General features: G+C 51.2%; 10 protein-coding genes. 5 read left to right on the forward strand and 5 right to left on the reverse strand.

All coding sequences use genetic code 11. The features are described 5' to 3' along the window. Positions 1 to 732 carry an ImuA family protein gene (locus BUB30_RS02245; RefSeq protein WP_073130660.1) on the reverse strand — a complete coding sequence of 244 codons (732 nt, stop codon included), beginning with the start codon at positions 730 to 732 and terminating at the stop codon, positions 1 to 3. Between the two features lie 227 nt (positions 733 to 959). Between BUB30_RS02245 and BUB30_RS02250 the strand changes: the two genes are divergently transcribed. Further along, a complete protein-coding gene (locus tag BUB30_RS02250) occupies positions 960 to 1,481 on the forward strand; it encodes a hypothetical protein (RefSeq protein WP_178376996.1) in 522 nt (173 codons plus the stop codon). Between the two features lie 85 nt (positions 1,482 to 1,566). After that, the gene (locus tag BUB30_RS02255; protein ID WP_073130663.1) at positions 1,567 to 3,534 is read left to right on the forward strand and encodes a glycoside hydrolase family 97 protein; all 1,968 of its coding nucleotides are present in this window, start codon (positions 1,567 to 1,569) and stop codon (positions 3,532 to 3,534) included. Positions 3,535 to 3,650: 116 nt separating this feature from the next. On the opposite strand, the gene BUB30_RS02260 is transcribed toward BUB30_RS02255, so the two are convergent. From BUB30_RS02260 to BUB30_RS02270, 3 genes are all read right to left on the reverse strand, one after another. Continuing rightward, positions 3,651 to 4,448, reverse strand: a complete 798-nt coding sequence (locus BUB30_RS02260; protein WP_073130666.1) for an SDR family NAD(P)-dependent oxidoreductase — start codon at positions 4,446 to 4,448, stop codon at positions 3,651 to 3,653. A gap of 82 nt (positions 4,449 to 4,530) precedes the next feature. Beyond that, complete coding sequence (locus tag BUB30_RS02265; protein WP_073130669.1) at positions 4,531 to 5,127, reverse strand: TetR/AcrR family transcriptional regulator; 597 nt, start codon at positions 5,125 to 5,127, stop codon at positions 4,531 to 4,533. A gap of 315 nt (positions 5,128 to 5,442) precedes the next feature. After that, positions 5,443 to 6,471 carry a sugar phosphate isomerase/epimerase family protein gene (locus BUB30_RS02270; protein ID WP_073130672.1) on the reverse strand — a complete coding sequence of 343 codons (1,029 nt, stop codon included), beginning with the start codon at positions 6,469 to 6,471 and terminating at the stop codon, positions 5,443 to 5,445. 281 nt (positions 6,472 to 6,752) lie between these two features. On the opposite strand from BUB30_RS02270, the gene BUB30_RS02275 reads away from it, so the two are divergent. Continuing rightward, the gene (locus tag BUB30_RS02275) at positions 6,753 to 9,044 is read left to right on the forward strand and encodes a DUF7133 domain-containing protein (protein WP_073130675.1); all 2,292 of its coding nucleotides are present in this window, start codon (positions 6,753 to 6,755) and stop codon (positions 9,042 to 9,044) included. A gap of 92 nt (positions 9,045 to 9,136) precedes the next feature. Here BUB30_RS02275 and BUB30_RS02280 read toward each other — a convergent pair whose 3' ends face one another. Then, positions 9,137 to 10,462, reverse strand: a complete 1,326-nt coding sequence (locus BUB30_RS02280; protein ID WP_178376997.1) for an amidohydrolase family protein — start codon at positions 10,460 to 10,462, stop codon at positions 9,137 to 9,139. Positions 10,463 to 10,627: 165 nt separating this feature from the next. Here BUB30_RS02280 and BUB30_RS02285 point away from each other — a divergent pair, with 165 nt between their 5' ends. Then, positions 10,628 to 11,455, forward strand: a complete 828-nt coding sequence (locus BUB30_RS02285) for a helix-turn-helix domain-containing protein (protein WP_073130681.1) — start codon at positions 10,628 to 10,630, stop codon at positions 11,453 to 11,455. A gap of 95 nt (positions 11,456 to 11,550) precedes the next feature. Beyond that, on the forward strand, positions 11,551 to 12,453 hold the full coding sequence (locus BUB30_RS02290; RefSeq protein ID WP_073130683.1) for an oxidoreductase: 903 nt from the start codon (positions 11,551 to 11,553) through the stop codon (positions 12,451 to 12,453). Positions 12,454 to 12,959: the final 506 nt, after the last annotated feature.

A 12,959-nucleotide genomic window follows, 5' to 3' on the forward strand; every position in this document is an offset into this window, starting at 1 on the left:
TCATCCGGTTTTCTGTTGTTGCTCGGGCACTTGAGAAAGTGACTTGTACACCGGCAGGAGTTTTCCATCTCTCCATTGCATATCCCACACACCGGATCTTCCATTCCGGATCCTCAGCAGTTCTACGCGCCAAGTCGGGAAACCGATGCCCGGCAGGTCGTCCACCGGTTCGCTGGGCAGCGAGGTGATCTTCCAGCGCGAGACGCATGCCGTGGTGTTGAGCTGACGATAGTGGTTGCGCAGGATGAAACCGGTCACCTGGCTTTGTTCGACGGCCAATTGCAGGCGTCGGGAAGCGGTGAAACTGATCTCCTGCATCTCTCCCACCACAGCAGCCAACGCACCACACTTTAAGGCTTCGTCCATCGCCCAGATGACGTCCTTTTCTTTTTGGAGATCGACGAAGATGAAACGGTCGGGGTGTATGCCAAAGCTTTTTAGTGCCGGCGGAAAAAGTGTTCGCGAAGCACTGATCCAGAGTGCCGCTCCACTGGTTCCCAGGAGCGAGGACAGCAAGCCCGCCATGAAGCCGCCTGTAGCCGCGGCATCTTCTGTTTTGGTGGATACAAATTCGTGGACAGCACCTAAAGGAAATGTGGCATTGGGGAAGGCATCTTTGATGTGGCCAAGCCCCATGTCTACCGCCAGACTGTTAACGGGTTTGAACCCTTGCAGACGAAGAATGTCCGTTTGCAAGGCCGCCATGATATCAGCTTTCTTTATAGACGTCATACTTTTGGCCCCAGGGTTCAAAGATAGACAACTAATTTAATTAGTTTTATAAAACTATTATTTTTAGTTTTACTATCAGGGCCATTGAATTTGCATATGATTATAAAGCATTAAAAATCAGATAATTAAATATTATTACTTAATCTAATAGCATAGCATGTTCTCCTTTTTGCGGTAAAGTACTGATATTACCATGCTTCATTAAATTTGACAAATAAGACAACCCTATGAATCAACCTTCCTTCACATCCACAGGAGAACTGATCGTTTCCCCTGCTCCTTCATCCTCAGCCAATGACTTCGACTTTCTGCAAGGCTCATGGACCATCCAAAACCGGAAACTAAAATCCAGGCTAAGCAACAGCAATGCATGGGAGGAATTCACGGCCACGGGAACGATGTATAAAATATTGCTTGGCCTGGGGAACATCGATGACTTTGTTGCCGCTTTTGATGGAAAGCCTTTTGAAGGTATGACGGTCCGGTTGTTCAATCCTCAAACAAAACTGTGGAGTTTGTATTGGGCAGATTCCATCAAGGGTGTTCTTGACAAACCGGTTGTGGGGTCTTTCGATCGTTCGATTGGCTATTTTTACAATACGGATGTCTTCAACGGGCAGGACATCCTGGTGGCCTTTCAATGGGACAAGACCGATCCGGACAAACCCGTTTGGAGCCAGGCCTTCTCTGCCGACAAGGGCAAGACCTGGGAATGGAATTGGTATATGAACTTCAGCAGAGTAGCCTGATCGAAAGCTAATACTGGGTAATTAACAGGAGTTTATTGAAAAGAATCTCAATCCGTGTTTTGCTGTTTTTAAAGCATCTTGCGCCATGAGACGATTCGCAACACTCCTCTTGCTCTTTTCCATTGTCGTGCCCTCGATGGCACAACGGAACATTGCGCTCTCCTCGCCGGATGGCAAGATCGTTTTCCAATTCACGTCGATCCGGAAGGAGCTCGTTTACAGCATCACCTATAAAGGAAAATCGTTGATTGAAAAAAGCCCGGTAAGTCTTTCGTTTAATGGGCGGACGTTTGGCAACAACGTGACCATACTCCCTGCAAAATTTCGTGACGGTGTAGAAGATTATGAGCTGGTCGTTGGCAAGACCCGGAAAGTGCATGACCTCTATCGCGAAGTGATCATCCCCCTGGAATCGGAAACGAAAGACGCCAAAGTGAACCTGGTGGTCAGGGCTTTTAACGACGGCGTTGGGCTTCGCTATGAATTCGTATCCGTGAAAGGTCAGGATTCCCTGGTGCTCACCGATGAAAAAACAACGTTTCGCTTCAACGGTGATCCTATAGCGCGGACGTTGCTGTTGCCAAACTACACCAGTTCGCACGAAAACTTCTACACCACAAAGCCCGTGTCGGGATTGAAGGAAAATGAATTGATGGATATGCCCACGCTGTTTGAACTTCCCGGGGTTGGTTATGTGGCCATCACGGAAGCGGCGCTGGTGGATTATGCAGGAGCTTACCTGATAAAAGAAAACGGTGTGATCCGCGCCGTTCTTTCTCCCCTGCCCGGTCAGCAGGAAATAAAAGTAAAGGCTGGGTTGCCACACAAAAGTCCCTGGAGAGTGATCCTGGTCAGCGACCGGGTTGGAGCCTTCATCGAGTCGAACCTGATCACCGATCTCAATGAACCCCTTGCCTTGAAAGACACCCGCTGGATAAAACCCGGGAAGACAACTTTCCCCTGGTGGAATGGCAATGTGGTGCCGGACACGCTGAATGCCCCCGGCAACAATTTCATCACCCAAAAATACTATATCGACTTCTGTGCACGCAACGGCCTGGAATACCATTCGGTGGTGGAGTATGGTCTTCATCAATGGTACACCGACGACGGTGTCGGCTTCGCGCCGGGGCCGCATTCGGATGTGACCAAGCCTGTTCCCGGGCTCGACATGAAGGAGGTCTGCGATTATGCAAAGTCGAAAGGTGTTGGTGTCCGGGTTTGGGTGCATTGGGCGGCGCTCTATCCCAAGATGGATTCGGCCTTTGCCATTTTTGAAAAGTGGGGATTGGAAGGCATGATGATCGACTTTATGGATCGCGACGACCAACTGATGGTGAACATGCAACAGGAAATGCTTCAGAAGGCCGCGGCACATCATCTGCATGTACAGTTTCATGGTGCCTACAAACCCACAGGCATGAGCAGAACGTACCCGAATGAATTCACCCGCGAGGGAACCCTGAATTATGAAACCAACAAATGGAATGAAGAAGGCCTGCCGCCGGACCACGACATCATGATCCCCTTCACCCGGATGCTGGCAGGAAGCACAGATTATCACATGGGCGGCTTTCGCGCTGCCGCTCCCGGAAAATACATCCGTCAATATACCCGCCCCATGATGCTGGGAACACGCTGTCATATGTTGGGATTGTATGTGGTATTTGAAAACTACCTCGGTATGGTGTGTGATTATCCTTCGGCCTATGAGGGACAGCCGGGTTTTGATTTTATAAGGGAAGTCCCGACAACGTGGGATGAGACGAAAGTGTTGGATGCTAAGGTTGGGGAATATATTGTTGTGGCGCGTAGGAAAGGAAATGATTGGTTTGTTGGGGGGATTACGAATCATGAAGCGAGGACGATAACGGTTTCGGCGAGGTTTCTTTCTTCAGGGAGTTATGAGGCGACGCTCTATTCGGATGCGGCGAATGTGATGGTGGATGCGGATCATCTTACGAAAAAGCAATTTGGGATCACAGCTTCGGATGAGTTGGTGTTGAACCTTGCAGCAGGTGGTGGCATGGCTTGTAAGATCAGCAAGAAGTAGTGCCAGGAATGCAGAGCTGATGATGTTCGTGCGCAAAAAAATATCCAGATGCCGGATAGAGTATTCAAAATGGGAAGACGGAGTTTTCCCCGTCTTCCAGCATCCGTGTTTTTCGTTTAAAGGGAACGCACCGTGCCACCATCCACCCGAAGGGCAGTTCCACTGATATAATCTGCAAAAGGGCTCGCCAGATATGCCACCGCGCCGGCTATCTCTTCTGGCCTGCCCAGCCGCCCCACATCATTCGGGACAAAATCGCGGATGGTGTTTCTCTCAATTTCTGCCCAATCATTGCTCCATCCCAGTTTAGGAGCAACGGCATATAAGTACTCCTCAACCGATGCCACGCGAATAGCCCCCGGCGACACGATGTTCGATGTCACACCCGAATCTTTCAGTTCCCGTGCCAACGACAAGGCCAGGTTATGCCGCGCCGCCAGTGAGGCATTGTAGTCCGGATGCTGTGGAATGGGTTGGATGCCGAGGCCGCCACCGATAGTAATGATCCGTCCCCACTTTCGCTCGCGCATCTGAGGAACCAATCGCTGGATCATCCGAACACCAGACAATACATTCGATTCATACGTTTCGATCCATTTTGCCGGTGTGGCCTGCATCCAGTTGTGATGATGATATGCGCCCGCGTTGTTGACGAGGATATCTACCGGGCCATCGGCCAATGCGGAGGAAGCTACTGCGTCGGCGCCATCGTCGGCGGAGAGGTCGCCAATCGCCATGGCTGCGCGTCCTCCTTTTTCTCTGATGGCTTCCATTACCCGCTGAGCCCGGTTTTTATTCCGGCCGTGAATGATAACCGTTGCGCCTTCGGCAGCCAACAGATGAGCAATCGCTTCGCCCAAACCGGAAGTGGATCCGGTGATGAGGGCTCTTTTGTTTTTCAGGTTTAAATCCATATCAATTCATTAAATTTAGTTTTTGATTGAGTACTCACTCAATATGTGGACAAAAGCATATTGAGTGAACGATCAGGGACGTCTATCCCTGGTCCGGATTTTCAAACATGCTCCATAGCATTTCGAAGGTGTCCGTAATAATGGTGCTTTGTTTCTTGGCGGGCAGATTGGCGTCGGCCAGGTAGTTGTACGTACCCACCATCTGGCTCATGGCCATGGAAGAGATCAAATCGATGGAGAGGGGTTTGAAGGTTTTGGTTTGCAGTGCTTCCTTGTAGAGTTTCCGGTGCAGGCTCTGTTGCTGGGCCAGGTCTTCCGTGCCCGAATTTTTCAGGTGTGGCGAGTACTTGAATTGCTGAGTAAAATAGAATTCCTCCCGGTGTTCGAGCGACCATTGTACGGAGTAGTAAAAGAGGTCGCGAAACCGTTCCTTGATGCTGTCGGACTCCTTTATATGGTCGGCTAAATACCTTCGCAGATCACTTTTAATGTGTTCGTACAGTGCCGCCACCAGTTCATCCTTGGTTTTGTAGTAGTGGAATAGGGTACCATGAGCAATACCGGCTTCGCTGGCGATTTTGCTGGTGGGCGTGCCGTGAAAGCCATATTCGGCAAATAGTTTCAGGGCTGCATTCAGGATGGCGAGGGGTTTGTCCGGAAGTTCTGATTGAGTAATCACTCGGCAAAGGTAAATAAAGTTTCGGTTATTGGACTCGTTTCTTTGAAAAAATCTTATAAAAAATGGGACGCCACTGAAAAAGGCCCTCCCTCTCCCATCTGGCAGCACATGGAGATGAAGTGGCGGGTGACTTATCGGTGTTTGGCGGTTTTCGTTTTAGTTCGTATGCAGGTTATCCAGATTCAGTGCTTTCGAAATTCGGGATGTCTTGGATTACTGGTGTAGGTTTTTAAAAAGCTTGTGCCTGCGACATGACGTGGTCAGCCAGGCTTCGCATGAAGTCTTTGCGATGTCGGAATGGATGTTTGGCGTGGGCTAGCTCTTCTTCTCCAACGCATTCTTTGCATATTCTACACACTTCGCCACCTCTTTCACAGCATCAGAACCTGCAGGAACATCATATTCCATTTCAATCGTGCCGGGAAATGTGTAGTGGTTATTTCGCATCAATTGAAGCGCGGCTACCAGCGGGGTATCGCCTTGGCCCCAGGGCATGTTGGCGCCGCCGTTGGCTTTTGATTTGCGATCTTTCAGGTGGGTGCTGTAGATGCGATCGTGTTTGGCTTCGAGCAGCGGGATGGGATCGAGACCGGCGGCGACATAGTGACCAATGTCGCAGTTGAGACCGTTGTAGGGCGATTGTGAAAGGGCTACATCCCAGGCGGTGAAGGTTTGCTGGAGGTGGCCGTGGTAGCCGATGCCGATCTTATATTTCTGTGCAAAAGTTCCAAGGCGTTTGCTTTGTTCCGGATCGGTAGGGAGTTCAACGGTCATGTGACTGGCGCCCAATTCTTTGGCGACGCGAAAGGCGTAGTCGATCTCGGCGTCGGAGTTCTTTACGTCCAGGGCGCTGGGTTTCCAGGCGTAGATAGAGACGCCGGCGTCGTTGTACATTTTCCGGAGTTGTTTGAATTTGTCGAGGGAAGCCCCTCCCCTCCATTTGGCAAGCTCTGCTGCTTTGGCGGCGCGTTCGGCTTTTTGTTCGGCTGTGGGTTCGGGGCGTGGTCCGGGAGGGAATGGTTGCATCGGTTCCGTCGAGGCGTTGGGAGCACCGGCAAACGCTTCGGCGGTGGTGCCCATCAATTCGATGGCGCTCACATTGGCGTCGACACAGTATTTCAGAACTTGCTCGGCGCTGGTGGGTAAGCTTCGGAACGAGTAGGTGATGACGCCCAGTTGGACGCCGTTGAATTTGGAGTTGGGTTTGCCCAGGTTTTTCAATATAGCCGGCGCGCCGAAAACACGCTGGCTTCCGACGACGACACCGGTGACGGCCAGTGCAGATTTTACGATAAAGTCCTTGCGGGTGATCGATGACTTTTGGTCGGGGCTGTTGGTTTTCATACGAATTGAATTTTGATTAAAGGATGGGATCAATCAACGTGTTGCAGCATCGCAACGCGCCAGCTTGTTTTGTACAAGCACACCGTATATAAAGTTGTCCATAATATTCCATTCCGAAAGACCGCTCGTCACATTTTAGATAAAAAGGTCCGAATACTCGACCGTTCGGCACTTCCTGTAATTTTTTCAGTGCAACATTCGGTTATATTTGTTTTGATCGGCTTGTGTGATAGTAAAGAAGCCGTCGTGCTATTCATCATGTTTTGATATTCTCCTCAACTATGAAAAAAGAAATATTGCTGGCCGTTGCCCTTGTGGCTACCGGAGTGCTTCTCGCCACGTGTAGTCAATCCAAAAAAGAAGCCGAAGCCGTTGCCGAAGAACCGGGCTTCGATTCACCCCGCATCGTAAACAGCGATCCCAAACCAGGCTACATGACGCCCGAAGAAAGTCAGAAAGCCTTCCGGTTGCCAAAAGGATACCATATGGAGCTTGTTGCCGACGAGTCCATGTTGAGCGAACCCGTGGCCATCTCGTGGGACGCCAATGGCCGGATGTTTGTGACGCAAATGGAGACCTATATGCAAACCGTTGACACCACGGGGGAACATCAAAAGGGCAGCCGCGTGCTGCTCCTGGAAGACACCGACGACGATGGCAAGATGGACAAGCGCTCCGTCTTTATCGACAAGCTGATGTTGCCGCGGATGATCCTGGCGGTGGGCAATGAGTTGTTGGTGAACGAGACGGATACATACGACATGTATGCCTACAAAGACACCAACAACGATGGCGTGGCCGATGAGAAAAGACAAGTCTATCACACCGATAAAAAAGCCTATGGAAACCTGGAGCACCAGCGCAGCGGTTTGGATTGGAACCTCGACAACTGGATCTACATCACCGTAGACCCTGTGCGCTTCCAATATAAGGGCGGCATGATCCACGCCGATTCACTCATCAGCGGCTCGAACGGACAGTGGGGATTGACCCACGACAACTACGGCAGGCTTTACTTTAGTCGCGCCGGCGCGGAAAATGCGGGCTCCGGATTTCATATCAACCCCTCGTATGGCGCGTTGGATTTTGCAGATGCCTACAACGACACAACGTTTGGCGCGGTGTGGCCCATCATCAAGACACCCGACATTCAAGGCGGCCTGAAACGGATCCGTGAAGACACCACGCTCAATCACTTCACCGCTGCCAACGGCCAATCGATCTTTCGCGGCGACCGTCTTCCCAAAACTTTAGTGGGTGACTATTTGATCGGCGAGCCCGTGGCCCGCATCATACGAAGAGCGAAGATCATCAACACCGATGGAAAGCGAACCCTTCAGAATGCCTACGACAAAGAGGAGTTCATTTCTTCGTTGGATATGAATTTCAGACCTGTCAACACCTATACCGGTCCCGATGGCTGTTTGTATATCGTCGATATGAACCGCGGGATCATCCAGGAAGGAACGTGGACCGGCGAAGGCAGTTACCTGCGCAAACAAATTCTCCGGCTTGGTCTACAGAAAAATATTCAGCACGGAAGGATCTGGAGGCTGGTGCACGACGGCATGACCCGCGGCCCCAAGCCCCACATGCTCGACGAAACACCCGCCCAACTGGTGGCCTACCTGGATCATCCCAATGGCTGGTGGCGCGACAACGCACAAAAGGAACTTGTGCTGCGCGGCGATAAATCGGTGGTGGAAGACCTGAAGAAGATCGCCGTTGGTAAAAAAGGACCGCTGGCCGAAACGCCTTCGGCCGTAGCGCGCATCCATGCCTTGTGGACCTTGTCGGGCTTGGATGCGATAGACAAGGATGTGTTGTCGGAGGCGTTGGAGGATGATGACGCCCAGGTGAGAAAGACCGCCGTGTGGGTCAGCGAACCGTTTTTGAAGAATGGTGACGAGGATGTGATCGGGAAACTGGAAGCGTTGAAAGACGATGCGGATTATGATGTGCGCATCCAACTTTTCCTTTCGCTCTCCCGAAGCAAATCGTCCAAGGCTAAAACGATCGCAGAGGGTATCCTGTCCAGCAATCAGGGCAATCAAATGATCGCCGGTGCGCAGAAGGCACTGAATAAAACAGAGGATATTAAAAAATTTGGAACAAAGATGGGGTCGCTGAATCCCGGAAACCGGAAACTGGTTGTGGACGGCGCGGCCATATTCAATTCGTTATGCGCCACCTGTCATGGTCAGGAAGGTAAAGGTGTGCCCACAAAAATAGCGCCGCCGCTGGCCGGCAATTCCCAACGCTACTTCCGGAACAAAGACGCGATGGTGAGAATTCTCCTGAATGGTTTGACGGGACCGGTGGATGGCAAGACCTATTCCGAGAACATGGTTTCCATGGGTGCTAATAACGACGAGTGGATTGCCTCGGTGCTCAGCTATTTGCGCTATGATATCGGACTCTCCGAACGACGCTTCCCAGGCAGTGTGAGCGAAGATTTTGCAAACCGGATCCTGGTGAAACCGGAAGAGGTGAAGAAGCTGCGGGAAGAATCCAAAGGAAGGACAAAGCCGTGGACGTGGGAAGAGCTGGATAAGGTTTCGGGAAATAAATAGAAGACGAAGCGCGATCCTCAACTGCTGATAAAGAAAAAAAGCGTCCTGACATTCGGGGCGCTTTTTTTATGACATTACGTTTGGGTGGATCTTTAAGGTTTCCCTGCGGCGGGAACCCACGCACCGTTTAGCATAACTTTCTTCGCATCGCGCAGCACGTGAAGATCTTTCAACGGATCGCCTTCCACAAATACGAGGTCGGCCAGCTTTCCTTTCTCGATGCTTCCCAGCCTTTCGTCAACACGAAAGTAGCGGGCATTCTCCAGGGTGGCGGCGACGATGATTTCCATGTTGCTCAGGCCGGCATCGTGCAGCAATTCCATCTCGCGATAAAAAGCATAACCAAATTCTGCGTAGGTCACAAACGTATGAGAACCCAACACGATGGGCACGCCGCCTTTTTTGGCGAGGCCGACAAACGTCAGCATGTTTTTAAATGCGTGCACTTCGATGCTGTCGCCGTGGTCGGGTTGTTTTTCGAATGCGGCCAGCGTGGGGCTCAGGAATATTTTTTTGCGGGCCAGGAATTGGATGAGCGAATCGGCTACGGGATTATTCTCGAATTTGAACGAATTCCAAACGTCATACCTCCCCCGCTTCCGTGCGTCGTTGTCGGCCAGCACGCGTTGTTTGTATTGTTCGGCGTCGTAAGGCGGAAGAAGAACCGTTCCAAAAGAGGTAACATGTTCAATGCCGTCCAACCCTGCGTTGATGGCATCGACGGCGTTGCTGATCTCCAGGTGGGCCATCACAGGAAGACCGTGCGCATGGGCGGCCGTGCAGATGGCCTTAATGGTGCCGACGGGAAGACCATAGTATACTTTGATGGCGGTGGCACCGTCGTGATACAATTTCTCTACCGCGAGCCGGCCTTCCTCGGCATCCTGAACGATCATGGCGTCTTCCGGATAGGCCGGTGGATAGGTGTTGAGGTGCGGGCCGGTGAGGAATAGTCTGGGCAGTGGCATGCCGGATGAGCGTACGCCGGCATAACTTTCATTCCACTCGCCGGGATCCCTCACCGAGGTGATGCCATGACGAAGATAGACAGCGGGCAATGTGGCGCTGTTTTCATTATGATAGTGTGCGTCGAACATGCCGGGAAGGATGGTGAGGCCTTCTACGTTTTCGATCTGCGCGCCATCGGGGACTTTCACGTCGCCTTGCTTCCCTACGGCTTCGATCTGGTTGTCTCTCACGATGACGCATGAATTTTGAATGGGTTCCCCTCCCCGACCATCGATCAGCGTGGCGCCCACGAAAGCAATGACCTGGTTTCCTTTTGGAATATCGTTTTCATTCAATTCGTGGATGATTACATGGGGTTCATCACCGGCATTTTCCGAGGTAGACGGTTTTGGCGCCTGACAAGAGGCGAGCAGCAACACCGCGATCGCATATGGACGTATTCTTTTCATGTTAATCAAAAGCGTATTCATATCCTGAAATAACTAAACTATCCTCATCCAAGAGCAGCAAAGCATCAATTTCTAATCGAAATGGAACAAATTTGTGCGATTTGTGATTTTGTGATTGCTGTTTGCCGGCGATACCTTTGCAAACCTTAGCAATCTTTTAGCGCGATGAGCACCTTCACCCTCGGTCAGGATACGTTCAGGATCTATAAAATAAATTCTAAAAAGCATGAGTCCGTGTCGTATAAACGGCGCGACTATTTTAAGATCTCCCTGCTCACGGCGGGCACGGGCATGATGTATTTTTCGGGGACGCCCGTGTGGGTGGAAAAAGCCACGCTCACATTCTTCAACCCGCTGCTGGCCTATTCGTGGGAGCCCACCTCGAAAACGCATTCAGGCTACACCGTGTTGTTCACCGCTGACTTTTTACCCGGCCCGCTCCGCAGACCGCCACTTTTTTCACCAGACCTCATTCCGGTGTATACGCTCGACAAGGCTGCAGTCAAAGACCTGGTTTTCATCTTTGAGAAGATGATCGCCATCGATGAATCCGACTATGCGCAAAAGAATGAGTTGTTGGCGCACTACATTCAATTGATCGTACACGAAGGCCTTCGGTTGCAAAAGGTTCCCAAGCCCATGTTGCAAAACAATGCCGCCGAGAGAATTACGCGCCAGTTTTTCGATTTGCTGTGGAAACAGTTTCCGGTGCGATCGCCGGAGGAGGTTATTCAGCTCAAAAATCCGTCGCACTATGCCGATGCGTTGAACGTGCACATCAACCACCTCAATCAATCCATTCACACCATCTCCGGCAAAAACACCACGTGGCACATTCAGCAGAAATTGACCGGCGAAGCAAAAATGCTGTTGATGCAAACCGATTGGCCGGTGGCCGACATTGCTTATAGCCTGGGCTTTGAGTATCCATCCTACTTCAACCGGTTTTTCAAAAAACAAACCGGCCTGACGCCCCTCTCCTTCCGGAAATGAGGATTCTTTGAAAAGTATAATTTTCCCTTGGTAAACTATTATCTCCTGCCTGTGATTTCGCAGGACCTTTGTCCATCATTTTAAAACAACAAAGTATGTGGACAAAAGCAAACATGAGCGACCAGTCGGGAAAGACCTTCCTGGTGACGGGCGCTAATTCAGGCATTGGGTATGAGACGGCCTTGGGGTTGTATGAAGCCGGCGCGACGGTGATCGTGGCGTGCCGGAGTAAAGAAAAAGCAGACGAGGCGATTTCGGGAATGAAGAAGCAGGGAGGCAAAGGCAAGCTTGAGCCGGGTGTGCTCGATCTTTCGGACTTGGATTCGGTAAGGGATTTTGCAGACATCTTTCTGAAGACCCATTCAAAGCTCGACGTGTTGGTGAACAACGCGGGCGTGATGGTACCGCCGGCATCCAAAACCCGCCAGGGATATGAACTTCAATTCGGTGTGAATTTTTTAGAACACTTTGCGTTGACCGGTTATTTGTATCCTCTGCTCAAAAAGACACCCCAATCCAGAATCGTGACCGTGAGCAGCATGGCCTATCTTCGCGGCGCGATCGACTTTGAAAACCTTCGTTCCGAAAAAGACTATGACGACTTCCGCGAATATGCGCAAAGCAAATTGGGTAACCTGCTGTTTGCCCTGGAGCTTCAACGGAGAATCACCGCCCATGGCGACAGTGTGACGTCGATTGCTGCTCAGCCCGGTGCTAATGAAACTAATCTGGCGCGATCCATGAGCGAGGAAGCTTATCAAAGTGCTAAACAGCGGATCGGTGCGCTCATGCCCATGGCACAAGGCGCGTTATCTATTCTCTATCCTTCCGTTTCTCCCGATGCGCATGGTGGCCGCTTATATGGACCGGATGGCGATAATGGGTACAGAGGTTATCCTGCCGAGGCCGTGATGGCGCCTGTGGCAACGGACGAAGCCACCGCCAGAAAACTTTGGGAGAAAGCGGAAGAAATTACTGGCGTCCGGTTCCCCGATTGAAATACATCACCGCAGATTCAGTGCGCTTTCCACGGGATTCCCTGGGCCACATGCGAAGCTTGAGGAAAGGCGTGCCTGCGACATGACGAGCCTACCGGGAAGCCCGGCAGTACTTCGTCATGTCGCAGGCACAAGTTCTTTAAATACCTACGCCAGTAGTTCAAGACATCCCGAATTTCGAAAGCACTGAAAGTGGATATCCTGCGCACGAGCTAAAACGAACACTGGCAAACACCGAAAGTCGCGCGCCCGATTTGAAATGCATCACCACACAGATTCAATGCGCTATCCACTGGATTCCTTGGGTTACACGCGAAGCTCGAGGAAAGGCGTGCCTGCGGAATGACGTGCCTGTCGGAAAGCCCTGCAGTACTTCGTCGTGTTGCAGGTACAATTTTTTTTTGAAAACCTACGCCCGAGATCCAAGGCACCCCGAATTCGGAAAGCACTGAAACAGGATAACCCACACACGACCTAAAACGAACACCGGCAAACCCCTACAGTCG

The organism is Chryseolinea serpens (assembly GCF_900129725.1).
GTDB lineage: Bacteria > Bacteroidota > Bacteroidia > Cytophagales > Cyclobacteriaceae > Chryseolinea > Chryseolinea serpens.

Excerpts from the sequence above, each read along its gene's own strand:
- BUB30_RS02245 (WP_073130660.1), bottom strand. The coding sequence starts at position 732 with ATGACGTCTATAAAGAAAGCTGATATCATGGCGGCCTTGCAAACGGAC.
- BUB30_RS02250 (WP_178376996.1), top strand. The coding sequence starts at position 960 with ATGAATCAACCTTCCTTCACATCCACAGGAGAACTGATCGTTTCCCCT.
- BUB30_RS02255 (WP_073130663.1), top strand. The coding sequence starts at position 1,567 with ATGAGACGATTCGCAACACTCCTCTTGCTCTTTTCCATTGTCGTGCCC.
- BUB30_RS02260 (WP_073130666.1), bottom strand. The coding sequence starts at position 4,448 with ATGGATTTAAACCTGAAAAACAAAAGAGCCCTCATCACCGGATCCACT.
- BUB30_RS02270 (WP_073130672.1), bottom strand. The coding sequence starts at position 6,471 with ATGAAAACCAACAGCCCCGACCAAAAGTCATCGATCACCCGCAAGGAC.
- BUB30_RS02275 (WP_073130675.1), top strand. The coding sequence starts at position 6,753 with ATGAAAAAAGAAATATTGCTGGCCGTTGCCCTTGTGGCTACCGGAGTG.
- BUB30_RS02280 (WP_178376997.1), bottom strand. The coding sequence starts at position 10,462 with ATGAAAAGAATACGTCCATATGCGATCGCGGTGTTGCTGCTCGCCTCT.
- BUB30_RS02285 (WP_073130681.1), top strand. The coding sequence starts at position 10,628 with ATGAGCACCTTCACCCTCGGTCAGGATACGTTCAGGATCTATAAAATA.
- BUB30_RS02290 (WP_073130683.1), top strand. The coding sequence starts at position 11,551 with ATGTGGACAAAAGCAAACATGAGCGACCAGTCGGGAAAGACCTTCCTG.